The 19,454-nt window shown below is 72.9% G+C and carries 16 protein-coding genes; 1 reads left to right on the forward strand and 15 read right to left on the reverse strand.

Going from position 1 to position 19,454, the window contains the following annotated elements; all coding sequences use genetic code 11:
- Positions 1-182: 182 nt before the first annotated feature.
- On the reverse strand, positions 183-1,115 hold the full coding sequence (gene fmt / locus AC3EQ1_RS01895; RefSeq protein WP_432092460.1) for a methionyl-tRNA formyltransferase: 933 nt from the start codon (positions 1,113-1,115) through the stop codon (positions 183-185).
- Between the two features lie 252 nt (positions 1,116-1,367).
- Here fmt and AC3EQ1_RS01900 point away from each other — a divergent pair, with 252 nt between their 5' ends.
- On the forward strand, positions 1,368-1,934 hold the full coding sequence (locus tag AC3EQ1_RS01900) for a hypothetical protein (protein WP_432092461.1): 567 nt from the start codon (positions 1,368-1,370) through the stop codon (positions 1,932-1,934).
- A 527-nt stretch (positions 1,935-2,461) separates the two neighbouring features.
- Here the strand turns inward: AC3EQ1_RS01900 and AC3EQ1_RS01905 are convergent.
- The 14 genes from AC3EQ1_RS01905 to pyrR form a co-directional block, all read right to left on the reverse strand.
- On the reverse strand, positions 2,462-4,621 hold the full coding sequence (locus AC3EQ1_RS01905; protein ID WP_432092462.1) for a primosomal protein N': 2,160 nt from the start codon (positions 4,619-4,621) through the stop codon (positions 2,462-2,464).
- Between the two features lie 147 nt (positions 4,622-4,768).
- Positions 4,769-5,977, reverse strand: coding sequence for a methionine adenosyltransferase (gene metK, locus AC3EQ1_RS01910; RefSeq protein WP_432092463.1), 1,209 nt, complete (start codon positions 5,975-5,977; stop codon positions 4,769-4,771).
- A gap of 246 nt (positions 5,978-6,223) precedes the next feature.
- Positions 6,224-7,432 carry a bifunctional phosphopantothenoylcysteine decarboxylase/phosphopantothenate--cysteine ligase CoaBC gene (coaBC, locus tag AC3EQ1_RS01915; RefSeq protein ID WP_432092464.1) on the reverse strand — a complete coding sequence of 403 codons (1,209 nt, stop codon included), beginning with the start codon at positions 7,430-7,432 and terminating at the stop codon, positions 6,224-6,226.
- A 145-nt stretch (positions 7,433-7,577) separates the two neighbouring features.
- Positions 7,578-7,850, reverse strand: a complete 273-nt coding sequence (gene rpoZ, locus AC3EQ1_RS01920; protein WP_005319902.1) for a DNA-directed RNA polymerase subunit omega — start codon at positions 7,848-7,850, stop codon at positions 7,578-7,580.
- A 28-nt stretch (positions 7,851-7,878) separates the two neighbouring features.
- Positions 7,879-8,475, reverse strand: a complete 597-nt coding sequence (gene gmk / locus AC3EQ1_RS01925) for a guanylate kinase (protein ID WP_432092465.1) — start codon at positions 8,473-8,475, stop codon at positions 7,879-7,881.
- A 38-nt stretch (positions 8,476-8,513) separates the two neighbouring features.
- Complete coding sequence (locus AC3EQ1_RS01930) at positions 8,514-8,837, reverse strand: integration host factor (protein WP_005319887.1); 324 nt, start codon at positions 8,835-8,837, stop codon at positions 8,514-8,516.
- Positions 8,838-9,082: 245 nt separating this feature from the next.
- On the reverse strand, positions 9,083-9,931 hold the full coding sequence (gene pyrF, locus AC3EQ1_RS01935; protein WP_432092466.1) for an orotidine-5'-phosphate decarboxylase: 849 nt from the start codon (positions 9,929-9,931) through the stop codon (positions 9,083-9,085).
- Positions 9,931-11,046: a quinone-dependent dihydroorotate dehydrogenase gene (locus tag AC3EQ1_RS01940; protein WP_432092467.1), complete on the reverse strand. Its 1,116-nt coding sequence runs from the start codon at positions 11,044-11,046 to the stop codon at positions 9,931-9,933. Before AC3EQ1_RS01940 ends, pyrF begins: the two co-directional genes overlap by 1 nt.
- Positions 11,047-11,309: 263 nt before the next feature.
- A complete protein-coding gene (carB, locus tag AC3EQ1_RS01945; protein WP_432092468.1) occupies positions 11,310-14,621 on the reverse strand; it encodes a carbamoyl-phosphate synthase large subunit in 3,312 nt (1,103 codons plus the stop codon).
- Positions 14,614-15,759, reverse strand: coding sequence for a glutamine-hydrolyzing carbamoyl-phosphate synthase small subunit (carA, locus tag AC3EQ1_RS01950; RefSeq protein WP_432092469.1), 1,146 nt, complete (start codon positions 15,757-15,759; stop codon positions 14,614-14,616). Before carA ends, carB begins: the two co-directional genes overlap by 8 nt.
- Positions 15,756-16,352, reverse strand: coding sequence for a PH-like domain-containing protein (locus AC3EQ1_RS01955; RefSeq protein WP_432092470.1), 597 nt, complete (start codon positions 16,350-16,352; stop codon positions 15,756-15,758). The genes carA and AC3EQ1_RS01955 overlap by 4 nt, the downstream gene beginning before the upstream one ends.
- Positions 16,349-17,641 carry a dihydroorotase gene (locus AC3EQ1_RS01960; protein ID WP_432092471.1) on the reverse strand — a complete coding sequence of 431 codons (1,293 nt, stop codon included), beginning with the start codon at positions 17,639-17,641 and terminating at the stop codon, positions 16,349-16,351. Before AC3EQ1_RS01960 ends, AC3EQ1_RS01955 begins: the two co-directional genes overlap by 4 nt.
- Before the next feature lie 2 nt (positions 17,642-17,643).
- A complete protein-coding gene (locus AC3EQ1_RS01965) occupies positions 17,644-18,693 on the reverse strand; it encodes an aspartate carbamoyltransferase catalytic subunit (protein WP_351509172.1) in 1,050 nt (349 codons plus the stop codon).
- A 116-nt stretch (positions 18,694-18,809) separates the two neighbouring features.
- On the reverse strand, positions 18,810-19,421 hold the full coding sequence (gene pyrR, locus AC3EQ1_RS01970; RefSeq protein ID WP_432092472.1) for a bifunctional pyr operon transcriptional regulator/uracil phosphoribosyltransferase PyrR: 612 nt from the start codon (positions 19,419-19,421) through the stop codon (positions 18,810-18,812).
- Positions 19,422-19,454: the final 33 nt, after the last annotated feature.

A 19,454-nucleotide genomic window follows, 5' to 3' on the forward strand; every position in this document is an offset into this window, starting at 1 on the left:
GATATCGGGCCGAGGGGACCAGCCTACGTCGCCGCCCCGGGTGCCCGGCCCGGCCCCCGGCGAGGACCGTCCGGGGACGGGCTCCGGCCGGCTCCTCCCGGGCCGCGCTCACCGGTCCGGCCCGCCGCGGCGGAAGGCCCCGCTCTCACAGGACCGCTGAGGGCCCGCTCCCGGACGGGGACTCAGCCGCCCAGACGCTCGTCCGCGGCGATCCGCACGCCGCGCGCCCAATCGGCCGCCCGCATCGGCTTCTTGCCCTGCGGCTGGACCCACTGCAGTTCGACGGCGTGCGAGCCGGTGCCCGCGTACACCGCGTTCTTGCTGCCCGCGAGCTCACCGGGCGCCAGCTCGGTGCGGTCGGGCAGCAGCGCCACCGACATGACCTTCAGCCGCTCGCCGCGGAACCGGGTCCACGCCCCGGGAGCCGGCGCGCAGCCCCGGACCACCCGGTCGACCCTGAGGGCGGGTGAAGACCAGTCGAGCTCCGCGTCCTCGACGTTGATCTTCGGTGCGTAGGTCACGCCGTCGGCAGGCTGGGGAACGGCCTTCAGGGAGCCGTCCTCGATGCCGTCCATCGTGGCGGCGAGCAGCCCCGAGCCCGCGAAGGCGAGCCGGGTCAGCAGGTCACCGCTGGTGTCGGTGGACCGGACGTGTTCGGTGAGCACGCCGTACACCGGCCCCGAGTCCAGGCCCTCCTCGATGAGGAAGGTGGTGGCGCCGGTCATCTCGTCCCCCGCCAGCAGCGCGTGCTGGACGGGCGCGGCGCCGCGCCAGGCGGGCAGCAGGGAGAAGTGCAGATTGACCCAGCCGTGCGCGGGGATCTCCAGCGCGGCGAGGGGCAGCAGCGCGCCGTAGGCGACGACCGGGCAGCAGTCGGGGGCGATCTCCCGGAGCCGGGCGAGAAAGGCCGGGTCGCGCGGCTTCGCCGGCTTGAGCACCTCGATACCCGCCTCCTCGGCCCGCTGGGCGACCGGGCTGGCCACCAGCCGCCGTCCGCGCCCGGCGGGTGCGTCCGGCCGGGTGACGACGGCCGCGACCTCGTGCCGGTCCGACGCGATCAGGGCGTCCAGGGCGGGTACGGCGACCTCGGGGGTGCCGGCGAACACGAGTTTCATCGGTGCTGCAGCCTCTCAGGCAGGAACGGGCGCGGAAACGACGGGACCGAACGGTGCCGGTGCGGAGCGCACCAGTCTATGGGCCGGACCGGGAGGGGGCGTACGCACCATCGTGCGCCCCATGAGCCGCCTGGCGTGCGCCCCGGCAAGCGTGACCCCGGGGGCAGGTCCGGCGTTGGTCAAGAGAGCTTGACCGAAATGGGGCCGCTTCTACGGCCCGTCACTTTCAACGCCGGTTCGAGAGGCTTGTTCATGGCCGACCACGCAACGCACGACGCTCAAGCCCGGGCCAGCCTGCACCTGCTGGTGCGGGACATCGAGCGGGTCCGCCGGCAGGTGGACGCCCTGCGCACCCTGACGGCCCAGTTGGGCAATGTCTACCGGCCGCGGCGCTCGGGACCGTCCGCCGGCTTCGTGGTGTACGGCAGGGCCCCCGCGCCCACCGTGCGACTCGCCCAGGAGCTGCGGGACAGCGTCGAGACGCTGGTGACGGCCGCGGTGGACTTCGACCGGTCGCTCGGCTTCTCGTGGGACGCGGTGGGCTCGGCGCTCGGCGTGACGAAGCAGGCGGTGCACCGCCGTTACGGTTCGCGCCGCACGGCGGCGCAGAGCGGCACCGGCAGCGACGCGGCGCGCCCGCCGGAGGGAGTGCGGACCACGGAGGCATCCCCGGTGGCCGTCACTCCGGCCTCCGGCCTGCACCACGGGGAGTCGCACCCCTCCGTGCCGGCGGCCCGCTCGGTCCCCGGCCAGCCGACGCCCTCGGCCGTCCGGGAGGAGACCCGGCCGACCACCTTCCCCGGCCCGCGGCACGGCTGACCTGCGGCGGTCTCCCCCTGGCGGCGCGGGGCCTCCCCCGGCGGCGCCGGCACCCGGCCGTCCCGGCTGCCGCGTCGTGTGGCGGCGCTCCTCGCGGACCACGAGGGGCGCCGCCACATGATGCGGAGCCCGCGCCCCGGCCACGATCCGCATTCAGGCCACCGTCCGCACCCCGGCCACCGTCCGCCCGATGGCCCCGGCACCCCGGTGCCCGGTGCCCCGGAACGGACCCGCGGCCCGCACGTCCCGCCCGGTACCCGCCTCCCGAACGGCAGCCCGGTGACCGGAGCGCCCGGCGACCGGCAACCGGCAACCCAGTGCACGGACAGGGCCTGCCGCGGCGCCGACCGGCCGGAGTTCCGCGCCCCCACAGCGCCGAGCCGTTGCACGGGAGCAGACCCTGGGTCCCTTCGCCCACACCCAGGACGGCCACAGCGCCGAGCCGGGCGCGGGAGCAGACGCGTCGAACCGCCGCCGACACCGCACCGGTTCGGCAGTGGAACGGCAGCACCGGCCACCGCGGCCGGTCAGCCCAGGTCCGGCGGGTCGATGCGGATCCGCACCGGGTCGCCCTCCCGCCGTACCGCGCGAGCCGCCTGAGCGGTCTTCACGGCCGACGCCAACGCCGCACCATTGCCCGGGCGGACGCGGAGCAGTACCCGCTCCCACTGCTCCCCCGGTGGCGGGTCGCCCGGCCGGCGGGGACGGCCCGGCTCAGCGACGGGCAGCGGGACCGGCCCCAACACCTCGGTATCCTCCGGGAGTTCCGCGCTGTGCAGCAGGCCCTGGACGTCCTCGGGCCGGCCGGACACCGCCGCCATCCGGGAGACCGGCGGGAAGCCCAGCTCGGCCCGTTCGGCCAGCTCCCGCACCGCGTGCCCCGCCGGATCCCAGCGGACCAGCGCCTGGACGGGCCGCAGCGTCGGTTCGGCCACGACGACCACGGTGCCCCCCGCTTCCTGCCCCCGGACCAGGGCCGCCGCACCGAGCCAGCGGCGCAGGGCCTCCTCGCCGGCCCGCAGGTCGGGACGGCCGAGCATCGCCCAGCCGTCCAGCAGCAGCGCGGCGGCGTAGCCGGTCTCGGCCACCGGTTCGGCCCCCGGCGTGCTGATGACCAGCGCGGGCCGGTCGGGCACCGTGTCCAGCACATGGTCGCGGCCCGAGGTCCGTACCGGAACGGCCGGAAAGGCCCGACCCAGCTCCTCGGCCGTGCGCCGGGCGCCCACGATCTGTGCCCGCAGCCGCGCTCCCCCGCACTCGGCGCAGTGCCACCGCTCCGCCGCCCGCCCGCACCAGCCGCACTGCAGGGCGTCCCGGTCGTGCGCCTCCAGCGGCCCCGCGCACTGTCCGCAGCGGGCGGGGGTCCGGCAGCGCTCACAGGCCAGCCGGGGCGCGTAGCCCCGCCGCGGCACCTGGACCAGCACCGGACCGGTCCGCAGCCCCTCGCGGACGGTCTGCCAGGCGAGGGTGGGCAGCCGGGCGGCGCGCGCGGCCTCGTCGCGCGCCTGCTCGGCGTCGCCGACCGTACGGATCAGCGGCGCCGCCGCCCGGACCTTCTCCCGGTCCGCGGTCAACGGCAGCGCCCAGCCGGTCTCCACGAGCTGTGCCGCCTCCACGGTGCAGCTCTGCCCGCCGAGCAGGAAGGCCGCCTTCTCATGAGCCGCGCGCAGCAGCAATACCTCCCGCGCGTGCGGCTGCGGCGCGTGCTGCTCGCTGTGGCTGGAGTCCCCGTCGTCCCAGATCGCCACCAGGCCGAGGTCCCGGACGGGCGCGAACATCGCGGCACGGGTGCCGACGACCCCGCGCACCTGCCCACGGCTCACCGCGAGCCAGCGGCGGTAGCGCTCCTCGGGACCGCTGTCCGCGGTCAGCAGGACATGCCGGCCGGAGCCGGCCAGGGCGGTGAGAGCCGCGTCCACCCGGGCGGCGGCGCGGCCGTCCGGGACGACGACCAGGGCGCCCCGGCCCGAGGCCAGCGCGGCCGCCGCGGCCCGGGCCAGCTCGTCCGGCCAGTGCGGTCCGGGCAGGGCCGTCCAGACGGCACGCGGGGCGTCGCCGCGCGCCAGGGCTTGGAGGTAGCCGGGGCCGCTGGGATACCGCACCCAGCTCCCCGGGTCGGGCACAGCGGGCGGCGGCAGCGGCTCGGTGGCGGGTTCGGCCTCGGGGCGCACCCGGCGCGGCGGCACGGCCAGTTGGACGACGTCGGCGAGGGCACCCGCGTACCGGTCGGCCACGGCCCGGCAGAGCGCCAGCAGACCGGGGCCGAGCACCGGCTCGGGTGAGAGCACCTGGGCGATCGGCGCGAGCGGCCCGCGGTAGTCGCTCTCGGCCAGCCGCTCCACGATGAAGCCGTCGTGCAGTTCGCCGCCCTCCCGGCGGCCCTTCACGACCCGGGCCCCGAAGCGGACCCGCACCCGGGCGCCGGGCCGTGCCTCGGCGTCCATCTTCGCCGGGACCGCGTAGTCGAAGAACTGGTCGAGATGGATCAGCCCCTTGTCGACCAGGACCCGGGCGACCGGGTACTCCTCGGCGAGCGCGGCGCCGCGCCAGGTGCGCGGCTTGGCCCGGGGCACCGGGGTCCGGCGGACGGTCTCGCGGATGAGCGCGAGCTGCTCGCCCCCCTGCACGCCCTCCGCCGGGGGGCTGTCGGCCCGTTCCTGCTCCGGCTGCCCGTTGTCGCTGCTCACAGCCCCAGTCCTACCAGACACCTCGGACACGGGGGCCACGCTGTGGATGCACCGGCTCACGCCCGGGCACGGGGGGTCCGGGGCGCGTACGACACAGCCGTGGCCCCGGACCGCGCGGGTCCGGGGCCACGGCGAAGCGGAGCCGGGTTACAGACCGGCGGCAGCGCGCAGCGCGTCGACGCGGTCGGTGCGCTCCCAGGTGAAGTCCGGCAGCTCACGGCCGAAGTGACCGTACGCGGCGGTCTGGGCGTAGATCGGCCGCAGCAGGTCCAGGTCGCGGATGATCGCGGCCGGGCGGAGGTCGAAGACCTCGCTGATGGCCTGCTCGATCTTCTCCACCTCGACCTGGGCGGTGCCGAAGGTCTCCACGAAGAGGCCCACCGGCTCGGCCTTGCCGATCGCGTAGGCGACCTGCACCTCGCAGCGCGAGGCGAGCCCGGCGGCGACGACGTTCTTGGCGACCCAGCGCATCGCGTACGCGGCCGAGCGGTCCACCTTGGACGGGTCCTTGCCGGAGAAGGCACCGCCACCGTGACGGGACATGCCGCCGTAGGTGTCGATGATGATCTTCCGCCCGGTCAGGCCGGCGTCGCCCATCGGGCCGCCGATCTCGAACCGCCCGGTCGGGTTGACCAGCAGCCGGTAGTTGTCGGTGTCGAGCTTGATGCCGTCCTCGAGGAGCTGGTTGAGGACGTGCTCCACGACGAACTCGCGGATGTCGGGTGCGAGCAGCGAGTCCAGGTCGATGTCGGAGGCGTGCTGGGAGGACACCACGACGGTGTCCAGCCGCACGGCCTTGTCGCCGTTGTACTCGATGGTGACCTGGGTCTTGCCGTCCGGGCGCAGGTACGGGATGGTCCCGTTCTTGCGGACCTCGGAGAGCCGGCGGGACAGCCGGTGCGCCAGGTTGATCGGCAGCGGCATCAGCTCGGGCGTCTCGTCGCAGGCGTAGCCGAACATCAGGCCCTGGTCGCCGGCGCCCTGCTTGTCGAGCTCGTCCTCGTCACCCTCGACGCGCTTCTCGTACGCGGTGTCGACACCCTGCGCGATGTCCGGGGACTGCGCACCGATGGACACCGACACTCCGCAGGAGGCTCCGTCGAAGCCCTTCTTGGAGGAGTCGTAGCCGATCTCGAGGATCTTGCTCCGCACGAGTGAGGCGATCGGCGCGTAGGCCTTCGTGGTCACCTCACCGGCGACGTGCACCAGACCGGTGGTGATCAGCGTCTCGACGGCGACCCGGGACGTCGGGTCCTCCTTGAGGAGGGCGTCGAGGATCGTGTCGCTGATCTGGTCAGCGATCTTGTCGGGGTGGCCCTCGGTCACGGACTCCGAGGTGAACAGGCGGCGGGACACATCGCTCCCTGGGGTTGCAGCGGCTGCTGTCTCATCATGACCGGACCCGTCCGGGAGCTGCGCCCGACGCGGATCCGCGGACCAGTCTATCCGGCGCTTCCGCCGGGCGGACATGGCATCTCGCTCCGTGGGCGGCCGGTGACCTGCGACACAGCTCCGGCAGGAGATGCGCGCCACACCCGGCGGGGTGCAGTTGCCGGGCGTGTCGGCCAGGATCCGGCTCCCGGCGGGGCGAAAGGGAACATATCAGCGAAAGCGTCGGCTCACCAGGTCCCACACGGTGTCGGCCAGCGCCTCCTTGGGCCCCTGCGGCACCGGGGTCTCGGTTCCGTCGGCGGCCAGGACCACGGCCTCGTTCTCCTCCGAGCCGAAGGTCCGGCCCTCCCCCACCTCATTGACGACCAGCAGGTCACAGCCCTTTCGGGCCAGCTTGGCGCGCCCGTTGGCGAGGACGTCGTCGGTCTCGGCGGCGAAGCCCACGATCACCTGGCCGGACCGGGCCCGGTCCGCGGAGATCTCGGCCAGCACATCGGGATTGCGGACCAGCCCGATCGGCTCGGGCTCCTGCCCGTCCTTCTTCTTGATCTTGCCGGTGGCGTACTGCGACGGGCGGAAATCGGCCACCGCGGCGGCCATCACCACGGCGTCGGCGTCGGCGGCCGCCTTCAGCACTGCCTCCCGGAGCTGCACGGCGGTGCCCACCTGGACCACCTCGGCGCCCGCCGGGTCCGGCAGGCCGGTGTTGGCGGCGATCAGGGTGACCCGCGCGCCGCGGGCGACGGCCGTGCGGGCCAGTGCGTACCCCTGCTTGCCGGAGGAGCGGTTGCCGAGGAAGCGCACCGGGTCGAGCGGCTCGCGAGTGCCGCCGGCGCTGACGACCACATGCCGTCCGGCCAGGTCGGCGGTCACCCCGGCCGCGCCGCGGGCCAGCACCCGGCGGCAGGCCTCGAAGATCTCGCCGGGGTCGGGCAGCCGGCCCTTGCCGGTGTCCACACCGGTCAGCCGGCCGACGGCGGGCTCGATGACGACGGCACCGCGGCGGCGCAGCGTCGCGACGTTCTCCTGCGTGGCCGGGTGCTCCCACATCTCGGTGTGCATCGCCGGGGCGAAGACGACCGGACATCGGGCCGTGAGGAGGGTGTTGGTGAGCAGGTCGTCGGCGAGGCCGTGGGCGGCCTTGGCGAGCAGGTCGGCGGTGGCGGGCGCGACGACGACGAGGTCGGCGGCCTGGCCGATCCGGACGTGCGGCACCTCGTGGACGGTCTCCCACACCTCGCTGGAGACCGGGTTGCCGGAGAGCGCGGACCAGGTGGCCTCGCCCACGAAGTTCAGCGCCGAGCCGGTCGGCACGACCCGTACGTCATGGCCGGATTCGGTCAGTCGGCGCAGCAGCTCGCATGCCTTGTAGGCGGCGATTCCGCCACTGACCCCCAGCACGACCTTCGGCTTGTCCATCCTCGCCTCTCCCGCTGCCTGGCGCCGTCCCGCACGCTCCGCGTCGGCGACGCCCCGGTGACACACCGCAGGCCCGGCAGTGCGCTCCCCCAGCTGACGCTGGACTCCGCTCCCTGCCGGGCCTGTGTTCTGAAGTTCTTGGTGCTTACTGCGCCGGGCCCTCGATGGCCTCGGAGGTCAGCAGACCCGCATTGATCTCGCGCAGCGCGATCGAGAGCGGCTTCTCGTGCACGTGGGTGTCCACGAGCGGGCCGACGTACTCGAGCAGGCCCTCGCCGAGCTGCGAGTAGTAGGCGTTGATCTGACGCGCGCGCTTGGCCGCGTAGATCACGAGGCTGTACTTCGAGTCGGTTGCCTCGAGCAGCTCATCGATCGGCGGGTTGATGATGCCCTCGGGCGCGGTGATGGAAGAGGACACGCTCTACCTTCCGAAAGGGTGGAAAAGATCAAACAACTTGCATCAAGGCTAGCAGCTCACGGGAGACGTCCTCGACCGAGGTGTTCACCAGGGTCGTATCGAACTCCGACTCCGCGGCGAGCTCGACCTTGGCGGCCTCCAGCCGGCGCTCGATGATCTCAGGGGCCTCGGTGCCCCGGCCGGTGAGCCGGCGGACCAGCTCGTCCCAGCTCGGCGGCGCCAGGAAGACCAGCTGAGCCTCGGGCATGGATTCGCGGACCAGCCGGGCGCCCTGGAGGTCGATCTCCAGGAGCACCGGCTCACCCGCCTCCAGGCGGTCGAGCACGGCCCTGCGGGGGGTCCCGTAGCGGTTGCCTGCGAACTCGGCCCACTCCAGCAGTTCGCCGTTGGCGATCAGCTTGTCGAACTCTCCGTCGTCGACGAAGAAGTACTGGACACCGTCCTGCTCGCCGGGACGCGGCTTGCGGGTGGTGGCCGAGACCGAGAGCCAGACCTCGGGGTGGGCCTTGCGCATGTGCGCGACGACCGTGCTCTTGCCGACCCCGGAGGGGCCGGAGAGCACGGTCAGCCGCGGGTGTCTGACCGGGGATGCGGGGGTCGCCCCCCGGGAGACGTCAGTACTCATGCAGCGATTATCCAGGTTCTCAGGGGTGCCTGAGAACGTCAGGCGGCACCGCCGCCGAACTCGCGCTCCAGGGAGGCGATCTGGTTGGACCCGAGACCGCGCACCCGGCGGCTCTCGGAGATGCCGAGCCGCTCCATGATCTGCTTGGCGCGGACCTTGCCCACGCCGGGCAGGGACTCGAGGAGCGCGGAGACCTTCATCTTGCCGATGACATCGTTCTCCTGGCCCTGCTTGATGACCTCGTGCAGGGAGGCGCCGGAGTGCTTGAGTCGATTCTTGACCTCGGCCCGCTCCCGGCGAGCCGCGGCGGCCTTTTCGAGCGCGGCTGCGCGCTGTTCAGGGGTAAGGGGCGGAAGAGCCACGCCTACGTCACCTCGGATGTCGAACTGTCGGATACGGACCGGTGAGGAACCTAGTCGCCCCACACCTGCGGAGCAACGAGCAACGCGCTTGCACGTTCGCCCCCGACGGAGACTAGCGGTCCGGACCGCTCCAGTCAGCGAGAACTTACGAAAAGTCCTGGTCAGCCTCGCTTGACTTGGACAATTCGGGCAAATCATCACTCGTTTCGGCCGAATTGTTCAACAGAGTCGGCGGTCCGTCGCCGCTATCCGGCCCCGACAGCCGCTCTGACCTCGTCCGAAAAGCGTTCCGCGGCCTCCCGCAGACCCGCCGCGCCGGGCCCCTGGCGGAGCACTCCGCGGGAGACGCTGGGCACCACGTTGCGCACCGCCGCGCCGAAGACTCCGGGCAGATCGGCGGGGGTCGCCCCCTGGGCGCCGATGCCGGGGGCCAGCAGCGGACCGTTCACCGCCAGGTCGGCGCCGGCGTCGCCGAGGGTGGCGCCCACGACGGCGCCCACCGAGCCGAGCGGCTCGGCACCGGCGTTCTCCCGGCCAATGTGGTCCAGCATCACCTGTGCGAGTGAACCGCCGGTGCTCGCGGTTGCCCGCTGCACCTCCGCGCCCTCCGGGTTGGAGGTCAGCGCGAGCACGAAAACGCCGGTGCCGCTCGCCCGGGCCGCGTCCAGGGCCGGGCGCAGCGAGCCGAAGCCGAGGTACGGGCTGACGGTCACCGCGTCCGAGAAGAGCGGGCTCGCCGGGTCGAGGTAGGTGGCGGCGTACGCGGCCATGGTCGAGCCGATATCGCCGCGCTTGGCGTCCATGAGGACCAGCGCGCCCGCGGCCCGGGCATCCGCGACGGCCCGCTCCAGGACGGCGATGCCGCGGGAGCCGAACCGCTCGAAGAACGCGGACTGCGGCTTGAGGACCGCGACCCGGTCGGCGAGGGCCTCGACGACCGTGTGCGTGAAGCGCTCCAGGCCGGCGATGTCGTCGCCGAGGCCCCAGTCGGTGAGCAGCGAGGCGTGCGGGTCGATGCCGACACAGAGCGGCCCGCGGGTGTCCATGGCACGGCGCAGCCGGGCGCCGAAGGGCTCGGGGGGATGGGTGGTCATCAGGCGGTCGCCTCACGGGTCTCGGCGCCGACGGCGTCGGCGAGCGTGGCGTACGGACTGGCGGCGAGGCGGGCGGCGAGCCCGCGGTGGATCTCCCGGCACCAGAAGGGGCCCTCGTAGATGAACGCGCTGTAGCCCTGGACGAGGGTGGCTCCCGCGAGGATGCGCTCCCAGACGTCGTCGGCGGTGGTGACGCCGCCGACGCCGATCAGGGTGATCCGGTCGCCGACCCGGGCGTAGAGCCGGCGCAGCACCTCCAGGGAGCGGGCCTTGACCGGGGCGCCGGACAGCCCGCCGGCGCCGATCCGCTCGATCTCCTGTGCGGAGGTGGCCAGGCCCAGGCCCTCGCGGGCGATGGTGGTGTTGGTGGCGATGATGCCGTCGAGGCCGAGTTCCAGGGCGAGGTCGGCGACGGCGTCGACGTCCTCGTCGGCCAGGTCCGGGGCGATCTTGACGAGCAGCGGGACGCGGCGGTCGGAGACGGTGCGGTCGGCGGCCTCACGCACCGCGGAGAGCAGCGGGCGGAGGTGGTCGACGGCCTGGAGGTTCCGCAGTCCGGGGGTGTTCGGCGACGAGACGTTGACGACCAGGTAGTCGGCGTGCGCGGCGAGGCGCTCGGTGGAGGTCACGTAGTCGGCGACGGCCTCCTCCTCGGGGACGACCTTGGTCTTGCCGATGTTGACGCCGACGGTCGTCGGGAAGACCGGGTTGCGGGCCGCGAGGCGGGCGGCCACCGCCGCCGACCCGTCGTTGTTGAACCCCATCCGGTTGATCAGGGCGCGGTCCGGGATCAGCCGGAAGAGACGCTGCTTCGGGTTGCCGGGCTGGGGCTGCGCGGTGACCGTGCCGATCTCGACGTGGTCGAAGCCGAGCATCGCCATGCCGTCGATGGCCACGGCGTTCTTGTCGAAGCCGGCGGCCAGTCCGAAGGGGCCGTGCATCCGCCGGCCGAGGGCCGTGGTGCGCAGCGCCTTGTGGCGCGGGGCGAGCACGGCGGCCACGAAGGTGCGCAGCACCGGGATGCGGGCGACGCGCCGGATCCAGCCGAAGGCCAGGTGGTGGGCCTGCTCGGGGTCCATCCGCCGGAAGAGCAGATCGAAGAGGAGACGGTACATGGGGTGCTTTCTGCGCGGGGCCGGCGTCTCCTGCGGAGCCCGCCGGGGGTGGGGACGGGTGAGCTCATGCAGAGGGGGACACCGGCCGGTGTCCCCCTCTCCCGGTGCCGGGGCCGCCCGGATCGGATCATGCCGGGCTCACGGGGCCCGGTGCCGCACCACGCCGGGCGTCCGTCCTGGCTCTGCCATGACGTGCTCCCGCGCGCGGTGCGGCACCGGCCCCGGCCCGATCCGGGCGGACGACGCTACTGTCGGAACACGCCCTAGACCTCGCGGGCCGCGGTCAGGTGTTCCGCGTGCTCCTGGAGGGAGCGGACGCCGATGTCGCCGCGGCTGAGCGCCTCGATGCCCTGGACCGCGGCGGCCAGCGCCTGCACGGTGGTCAGGCAGGGCACCCCGCGGGCCACGGCCGCCGTCCGGATGTCGTAGCCGTCGAGGCGGCCGCCGGTGCCGTACGGGGTGTTGACGATCAGGTCCACCCGGCCGTCGTGGATGAGCTGGACGATGGTCCGCTCGCCGTCCGGGCCCTCGCCCTCGCTCTGCTTGCGCACGACGGTGGCATTGATGCCGTTGCGCTTGAGGACCTCGGCGGTGCCGGAGGTGGCGAGCAGCTCGAAGCCCATGCCGACCAGCTCGCGCGCCGGGAAGATCATCGAGCGCTTGTCGCGGTTGGCGACCGAGACGAACGCCCGGCCCTTGGTGGGCAGCGCGCCGTACGCCCCGGCCTGCGACTTGGCGTACGCCGTGCCGAAGACCGTGTCGATGCCCATGACCTCGCCGGTGGAGCGCATCTCCGGGCCGAGGACGGTGTCCACACCGCGCCCCGAGGCGTCCCGGAAGCGGCTCCACGGCATCACGGCCTCCTTGACGGAGATCGGGGCGTCCAGCGGCAGCGTGCCGCCGTCCCCGGCCGTGGGGAGCAGGCCCTCGGAGCGCAGCTCGGCGATGGTCGCGCCCAGCGAGATCCGGGCGGCGGCCTTCGCCAGCGGCACGGCGGTCGCCTTGGAGGTGAACGGCACGGTGCGGGAGGCCCGCGGGTTGGCCTCGAGGACGTAGAGGATGTCCCCGGCCATGGCGAACTGGATGTTGATCAGTCCGCGCACGCCGACGCCCTTGGCGATGGCCTCGGTGGAGGCGCGGAGCCGCTTGATGTCGAAGCCGCCGAGGGTGATCGGGGGCAGCGCGCAGGCCGAGTCGCCGGAGTGGATGCCGGCCTCCTCGATGTGCTCCATGACGCCGCCGAGGTAGAGCTCGTGGCCGTCGTAGAGGGCGTCCACGTCGATCTCGATGGCGTCGTCGAGGAACCGGTCGATGAGGACCGGGTGCTCGGAGATCAGTCCGGCGTGCCGCTCCAGGTACTCGGCCAGCGAGGGCTCGTCGTAGACGATCTCCATGCCGCGGCCGCCGAGGACGTAGGAGGGGCGGACCATGACCGGGTAGCCGATCTCGGCGGCGATCGTCTTGGCCTCGCCGAAGGAGAACGCGGTGCCGTACTTCGGCGCGGGCAGCCCGGCTTCGGTGAGCACCCGGCCGAAGGCCCCGCGGTCCTCGGCGGCGTGGATCGCCTCCGGGGAGGTGCCGACGATCGGTACGCCGTTGTCCTTGAGCGCCTGGGCGAGACCCAGCGGGGTCTGGCCGCCGAGCTGGACGACGACGCCCGCGACCGGGCCGGCCTGCTGCTCGGCGTGGACGATCTCCAGGACGTCCTCCAGGGTGAGCGGCTCGAAGTACAGCCGGTCGGAGGTGTCGTAGTCGGTGGAGACCGTCTCCGGGTTGCAGTTGACCATCACGGTCTCGTAGCCCGCGTCGCTCAGCGCGAAGGAGGCGTGGACGCAGGAGTAGTCGAACTCGATGCCCTGGCCGATGCGGTTCGGGCCCGAGCCGAGGATGATCACGGCGGGCTTCTCGCGCGGCGCGACCTCGGTCTCCTCGTCGTAGGACGAGTAGAAGTACGGGGTCTTCGCGGCGAATTCGGCGGCGCAGGTGTCGACCGTCTTGTAGACGGGCCGGACGCCGAGGGCGTGCCGGACCTCGCGGACGACGTCCTCGCGCAGCGAGCGGATGCCGGCGATCTGCGCGTCGGAGAAGCCGTGCCGCTTGGCGTCGGCGAGCAGCTCGGGGCCGAGCTTGTCGGCCGCCGCGATGTCGTCCGCGATCTCCTTGATCAGGAAGAGCTGGTCGACGAACCACGGGTCGATCTTCGTGGCGTCGAAGACCTCCTGCGGGGTGGCGCCGGCCCGGACGGCCTGCATGACGGTGTTGATCCGGCCGTCGGTGGGCACCTCGGAGGCGAGCAGCAGCGCGCCCTTGTCCCCCGGGTCACCGGTGAACGCGAACTGGCTGCCCTTCTTCTCCAGCGAGCGCAGCGCCTTCTGCAGCGCCTCGGGGAAGTTCCGGCCGATGGCCATGGCCTCGCCCACCGACTTCATGGTGGTGGTGAGGGTGGCGTCGGCGGCGGGGAACTTCTCGAACGCGAACCGCGGCACCTTGACGACGACGTAGTCGAGCGTGGGCTCGAAGGACGCCGGGGTCTTCTCGGTGATGTCGTTCGGGATCTCGTCGAGGGTGTAGCCGACGGCGAGCCGGGCCGCGATCTTCGCGATCGGGAAGCCGGTGGCCTTGGAAGCCAGCGCGGAGGACCGGGAGACGCGCGGGTTCATCTCGATGACGATGACCCGGCCGTCCTCGGGGTTGACCGCGAACTGGATGTTGCAGCCGCCGGTGTCGACGCCGACCTCACGGATGACGGCGATGCCGATGTCGCGGAGGACCTGGTACTCGCGGTCGGTCAGCGTCATCGCCGGGGCGACGGTGATCGAGTCACCGGTGTGCACGCCCATCGGGTCGAAGTTCTCGATGGAGCAGACGACCACGACGTTGTCGTGCTTGTCGCGCATCAGCTCCAGCTCGTACTCCTTCCAGCCGAGGATGGACTCCTCCAGGAGCACCTCGGTGGTGGGCGAGAGCGTCAGGCCCTGGCCGGCGATCCGGCGCAGCTCCTCCTCGTCGTGGGCGAAGCCGGAGCCGGCGCCGCCCATGGTGAAGGAGGGGCGGACCACGACCGGGTAGCCGCCGAGCGTGTCGACGCCCGCGAGGACGTCGTCCATGCTGTGGCAGATGACCGAGCGGGCGGACTCGCCGTGGCCGATCTTGGCGTTGACGGCCTCGACGACCTCCTTGAACAGGTCGCGGTCCTCGCCCTTGTTGATCGCCTCGACGTTGGCGCCGATCAGCTCGACGCCGTACTTCTCGAGGGTGCCCGCCTCGTGCAGGGAGATGGCGGTGTTGAGCGCGGTCTGGCCGCCGAGGGTGGGCAGGAGCGCGTCGGGGCGCTCCTTGGCGATGATCTTCTCGACGTAGTCCGGGGTGATCGGCTCGACGTACGTGGCGTCGGCGATCTCCGGGTCGGTCATGATCGTCGCGGGGTTGGAGTTGACCAGGATGACGCGCAGGCCCTCGGACTTGAGGACGCGGCAGGCCTGGGTGCCGGAGTAGTCGAACTCGGCGGCCTGGCCGATGACGATCGGGCCGGAGCCGATGACCAGGACGGACTGGATGTCGGTGCGCTTAGGCACGCTGGCCCTCCATCAGGCTGACGAAGCGGTCGAACAGGTAGGCGGCGTCGTGCGGGCCTGCGGCTGCTTCGGGGTGGTACTGGACGCTGAACGCGGGCTGGTCGAGCAGCTGGAGCCCCTCGACGACCTGGTCGTTGAGGCAGACGTGGCTGACCTGGGCCCGGCCGTAGGGGGTGTCGGAGTCGCGGTCCAGCGGGGCGTCGACGGCGAAGCCGTGGTTGTGCGCGGTGACCTCGACCTTGCCGGTCGTGCGGTCCTGCACGGGCTGGTTGATGCCCCGGTGGCCGTACTTCAGCTTGAAGGTGCCGAAGCCGAGCGCGCGGCCGAGGATCTGGTTGCCGAAGCAGATGCCGAAGAGCGGGGTCTTCCGCTCCAGCACGCCCCGCATCACGGAGACCGGGTGGTCGGCGGTGGCCGGGTCGCCGGGGCCGTTGGAGAAGAACACGCCGTCCGGCTGGACCGCGTAGATGTCCTCGACGGTGGCGGTGGCGGGCAGGACGTGCACCTCGATGCCGCGCTCGGCCATCCGCTGCGGGGTCATGCCCTTGATGCCGAGGTCGACCGCGGCGACGGTGAAGCGCTTGGTGCCGACGGCCGGGACGACGTACGTCTCGGTGGTGGCGACCTCGGCGCTGAGGTCCGCGCCCTTCATCTGGGGCGCGGCCTGCACCCGGGCGAGCAGCGCCGCGTCGTCGGCGGACTCCAGCGCCGGGCCGGAGAAGATGCCGACCCGCATCGCGCCGCGCTCCCGCAGGTGCCGGGTGAGGGCGCGGGTGTCGATGCCGCTGATGCCGACGACGCCCTGGGCGGTGAGCTCCTCGTCCAGGGTGCGGACGGAGCGCCAGTTGGAGGGGATCCGGGCGGGGTCGCGCACGACGTAGCCGGAGACCCAGATCTTCGCGGACTCGGCGTCCTCGTCGTTGACGCCGGTGTTGCCGACGTGCGGGGCGGTCATGACGACGACCTGGCGGTGGTACGACGGGTCGGTCAGGGTCTCCTGGTAGCCGGTCATGCCGGTGGAGAAGACGGCCTCGCCGAAGGTCTCCCCCACGGCGCCGTAGGCACTGCCGCGGAAGGTACGGCCGTCCTCCAGGACGAGTACGGCGGGGGTCCTGTCCCCCCGGGTGGAGGTGGTCATCGTGCGCCTTCCTGGTGGTGCGGTTCGCCGGCGCCGGTGTCGCCGGAGAGTTCGTTCAGGGCTTCGACCCAGGCCGGGTGCTCGGCGGCGTGGTCGGAGCGGAAGCCGGAGTCGATCAGGGTGTCAGCGTGCTGCCAGGTGATCACCAGCAGCCCGCCCTCGGTGAGGACCTTGCCCGCGATGCCCTTGTCGAGCCGGGCGCCGCGCAGCGCGGCCACCGGGACGAAGAAGTCCTGGGCGCCGGGGCGGACCACGGACAGGCCCTCGGGGTGCAGGGCCAGCTCGGCCCGGCTGCGGACACCCAGGCCGTGGGCGACGATCCGGTCGAGCCACTGCCCGGCGGTGGTGCTGCCGTGGTAGCGCCCGCGGAGGGTGCGCAGCGGCTCGCCGACGGCGTCGGGTACGGCCGGGAGCCCGGGGAGGCCGGACTGGAGCAGCCGGCGCCACTTCCAGCCCTCGCGCATCAGCCAGTAGACGAAGGCGATGAAGATCAGCAGGCCGACGACCCAGCCGATGCGCGCCGCCCAGTCGGTCACTTCCTGGGACTTCCGTTCGGCCGCGAGATCCGCGGCCAGGATGGTCAGAGGTGTCACGCCAGCTTCCCGTCCACGACCGTCGCCCGGCCCCGCAGGAAGGTGTGGGTGACGCGCCCCGGCAGCTCACGGCCCACGTAGGGGGTGTTGCGGCTGCGGGAGGCGAAGCCCGCGGGGTCCACCTCACCACGGTAAGCCGGATCGACCAGCGTCAGGTTGGCGGGCTCCCCCTCGGCGACCGGACGGCCGTGCCCCTGGAGGCGGCCGATCTCCGCCGGGCGGAACGACATCCGGTCGGCGACCTGGGCCCAGTCGAGCAGTCCGGTCTCGACCATGGTGTGCTGCACGACGGAGAGCGCGGTCTCCAGGCCGACCATGCCCATGGCGGCGGCGCCCCACTCGCAGTCCTTGTCCTCGTGCGGGTGCGGGGCGTGGTCGGTGGCGACGCAGTCGATCGTGCCGTCGGCGAGCGCCTCGCGCAGGGCGTGGACGTCGGCCTCGGTGCGCAGCGGCGGGTTCACCTTGTAGACGGGGTTGTAGGACCGGACGAGCTCGTCGGTGAGGAGCAGGTGGTGCGGGGTGACCTCGGCGGTCACGTTCCAGCCCTTGGACTTGGCCCAGCGGACGATCTCCACCGAGCCGGCCGTGGAGAGGTGGCAGATGTGCACCCGGGAGCCGACGTGCGCGGCGAGCAGCACGTCGCGGGCGATGATCGACTCCTCGGCGACGGCCGGCCAGCCGCCGAGCCCCAGCTCCGCGGAGACCACGCCCTCGTTCATCTGGGCGCCCTCGGTCAGCCGGGGCTCCTGGGCGTGCTGGGCGACGACGCCGTCGAAGGCCTTCACGTACTCCAGCGCCCGGCGCATGATCACCGCGTCGTCCACGCACTTGCCGTCGTCGGAGAAGACCCGGACGCCGGCCGCGGACTCGTGCATCGCGCCGAGCTCGGCGAGCTGCTTGCCCTCCAGGCCGACGGTGACGGCGCCGACGGGCTGGACGTCGCAGTAGCCGGACTCCCGGCCGAGCCGCCAGACCTGCTCGACGACGCCGGCGGTGTCGGCGACCGGGAAGGTGTTGGCCATGGCGTGCACGGCGGTGAAGCCGCCGACGGCCGCGGCGCGGGTGCCGGTGGCGACGGTCTCGGAGTCCTCGCGGCCGGGCTCGCGGAGGTGGGTGTGCAGGTCGACGAGGCCGGGCAGCAGCACCTTCCCGGCGGCGTCGATCACGGTGACGTCGTCGCCGTCGGCGGTCAGGCCGGTGCCGACGGCCGCGATGACGCCGTCCGCGATGATCACGTCCTGCGGCTCGCCTCCGAGGATCTTCGCGCCGCGGATCAGGGTCTTGCTCATGGTTACTTGCTCTCCTCGGGGCGGGACTGCGGGGTGCTGACGGCCGGCTCGGAGCCGCCCAGCAACAGGTAGAGGACGGCCATCCGGATGCTGACGCCGTTGGCGACCTGCTCGACGGCGGTGCAGCGCACGGAGTCCGCGACCTCGGCGGTGATCTCCATGCCACGGTTCATCGGGCCGGGGTGCATCACGATGGCGTGATCGGGCATCCGCGCCATCCGGTCGGCGTCGAGGCCGTAGCGGCGGGAGTACTCGCGCTCGGTGGGGAAGAACGCGGCGTTCATCCGCTCGCGCTGGACGCGCAGCATCATCACCGCGTCGGACTTCGGGAGCACCGCGTCCAGGTCGTAGCTGATCTCGCAGGGCCAGCTGCCGACGCCGATCGGCACCAGGGTGGGCGGCGCGACCAGGGTCACCTCGGCGCCCAGGGTGTGCAGCAGGTGGACGTTGGAGCGGGCGACCCGGCTGTGCAGGACGTCGCCGACGATCGTGATACGGCGGCCGGCCAGGTCGCGGCCTGTTCCGTCCCCGGGACCGCGGTGGTGGGTCGGGCCGCCGTCCGGGGCGCCGGCCAGGTGGCGGCGCATGGTGAAGGCGTCCAGCAGGGCCTGGGTGGGGTGCTCGTGGGTGCCGTCGCCGGCGTTGACCACGGAGCCGTTGATCCAGCCGGAGGTGGCCAGCCGGTGCGGGGCGCCGGAGGCGTGGTGGCGGATGACGACCGCGTCGGCGCCCATCGCCTCCAGGGTGAGCGCGGTGTCCTTCAGCGACTCGCCCTTGGAGACCGAGGACCCCTTGGCGGAGAAGTTGATGACGTCGGCGGAGAGGCGCTTGGCGGCGGCCTCGAACGAGATGCGGGTGCGGGTCGAGTCCTCGAAGAAGAGGTTCACGACGGTACGGCCGCGCAGCGTCGGCAGCTTCTTGATCGGCCGGTCGGCGACCCGGGCCATCTCCTCGGCCGTGTCGAGGATCAGCACGGCGTCGTCGCGCGAGAGGTCGGCGGCCGAGACGAGGTGACCGGGGTTCCGGGGGCTCTCCCCGGGAAGGTGCAGCATCCGGAGTCTCCGTGGGTGAGGGAGGTGAACGGGGGTGCGCACGGGCAGCGGTCCGGAGTCCCGCCCGGAGTCCGCCGTGCCGGGGCAGGAGGACGTACGGGAGGGACTGCGGGGTGCTACTGCCCGTCGGCGGCCGGAGCGGTGGCCTCGGCGTCCGCGGGCGCGGCGGGCCGGACGCCGAGGAGCACGCTGTCGCGGCCGTCCTCCTCGGTGAGCTGGACCTTGACCGTCTCGCGCAGCGATGTCGGAAGGTTCTTGCCGACGTAGTCGGCACGGATGGGGAGTTCGCGGTGGCCGCGGTCGACCAGAACGGCGAGCTGCACGCCGCGGGGGCGGCCGATGTCGCCGAGCGCGTCGAGCGCGGCGCGGATCGTCCGGCCGGAGAACAGCACGTCGTCGACGAGGACGACCAGCCGGCCGTCGATGTCGTCACCGGGGATCTCGGTGCGGGCGAGGGCACGGGCCGGGCGCAGTCGCAGGTCGTCCCGGTACATGGTGATGTCCAGGGAGCCGACGGGAACGGCGCGGCCGGTGATCGATTCGAGCTTGGCCGCGAGCCGGCGGGCGAGGAAGACGCCGCGGGTCGGGATGCCGAGCAGCACCACGTCGTCGGCGCCCTTGGCGCGTTCGACGATCTCGTGGGCGATGCGGGTGAGAACCCGCGCGATGTCCGGGGCCTCCAGCACGGGGCGTGCCGGTTCCGCGGTCTTGGGGCCGAGTGCGTCCATACGAAACGGACCTCCTTCTCCGCCTCACGGGAC

The organism is Streptomyces sp. bgisy100 (assembly GCF_057709105.1).

Coding starts and splice junctions, on each gene's coding strand:
- fmt (WP_432092460.1), bottom strand. CDS start 1,115: ATGAAACTCGTGTTCGCCGGCACCCCCGAGGTCGCCGTACCCGCCCTG.
- pyrR (WP_432092472.1), bottom strand. CDS start 19,421: ATGGACGCACTCGGCCCCAAGACCGCGGAACCGGCACGCCCCGTGCTG.
- AC3EQ1_RS01900 (WP_432092461.1), top strand. CDS start 1,368: ATGGCCGACCACGCAACGCACGACGCTCAAGCCCGGGCCAGCCTGCAC.
- coaBC (WP_432092464.1), bottom strand. CDS start 7,432: ATGGACAAGCCGAAGGTCGTGCTGGGGGTCAGTGGCGGAATCGCCGCC.
- gmk (WP_432092465.1), bottom strand. CDS start 8,475: ATGAGTACTGACGTCTCCCGGGGGGCGACCCCCGCATCCCCGGTCAGA.
- AC3EQ1_RS01940 (WP_432092467.1), bottom strand. CDS start 11,046: ATGTACCGTCTCCTCTTCGATCTGCTCTTCCGGCGGATGGACCCCGAG.
- carA (WP_432092469.1), bottom strand. CDS start 15,759: ATGACCACCTCCACCCGGGGGGACAGGACCCCCGCCGTACTCGTCCTG.
- AC3EQ1_RS01965 (WP_351509172.1), bottom strand. CDS start 18,693: ATGCTGCACCTTCCCGGGGAGAGCCCCCGGAACCCCGGTCACCTCGTC.
- AC3EQ1_RS01960 (WP_432092471.1), bottom strand. CDS start 17,641: ATGAGCAAGACCCTGATCCGCGGCGCGAAGATCCTCGGAGGCGAGCCG.
- pyrF (WP_432092466.1), bottom strand. CDS start 9,931: ATGACCACCCATCCCCCCGAGCCCTTCGGCGCCCGGCTGCGCCGTGCC.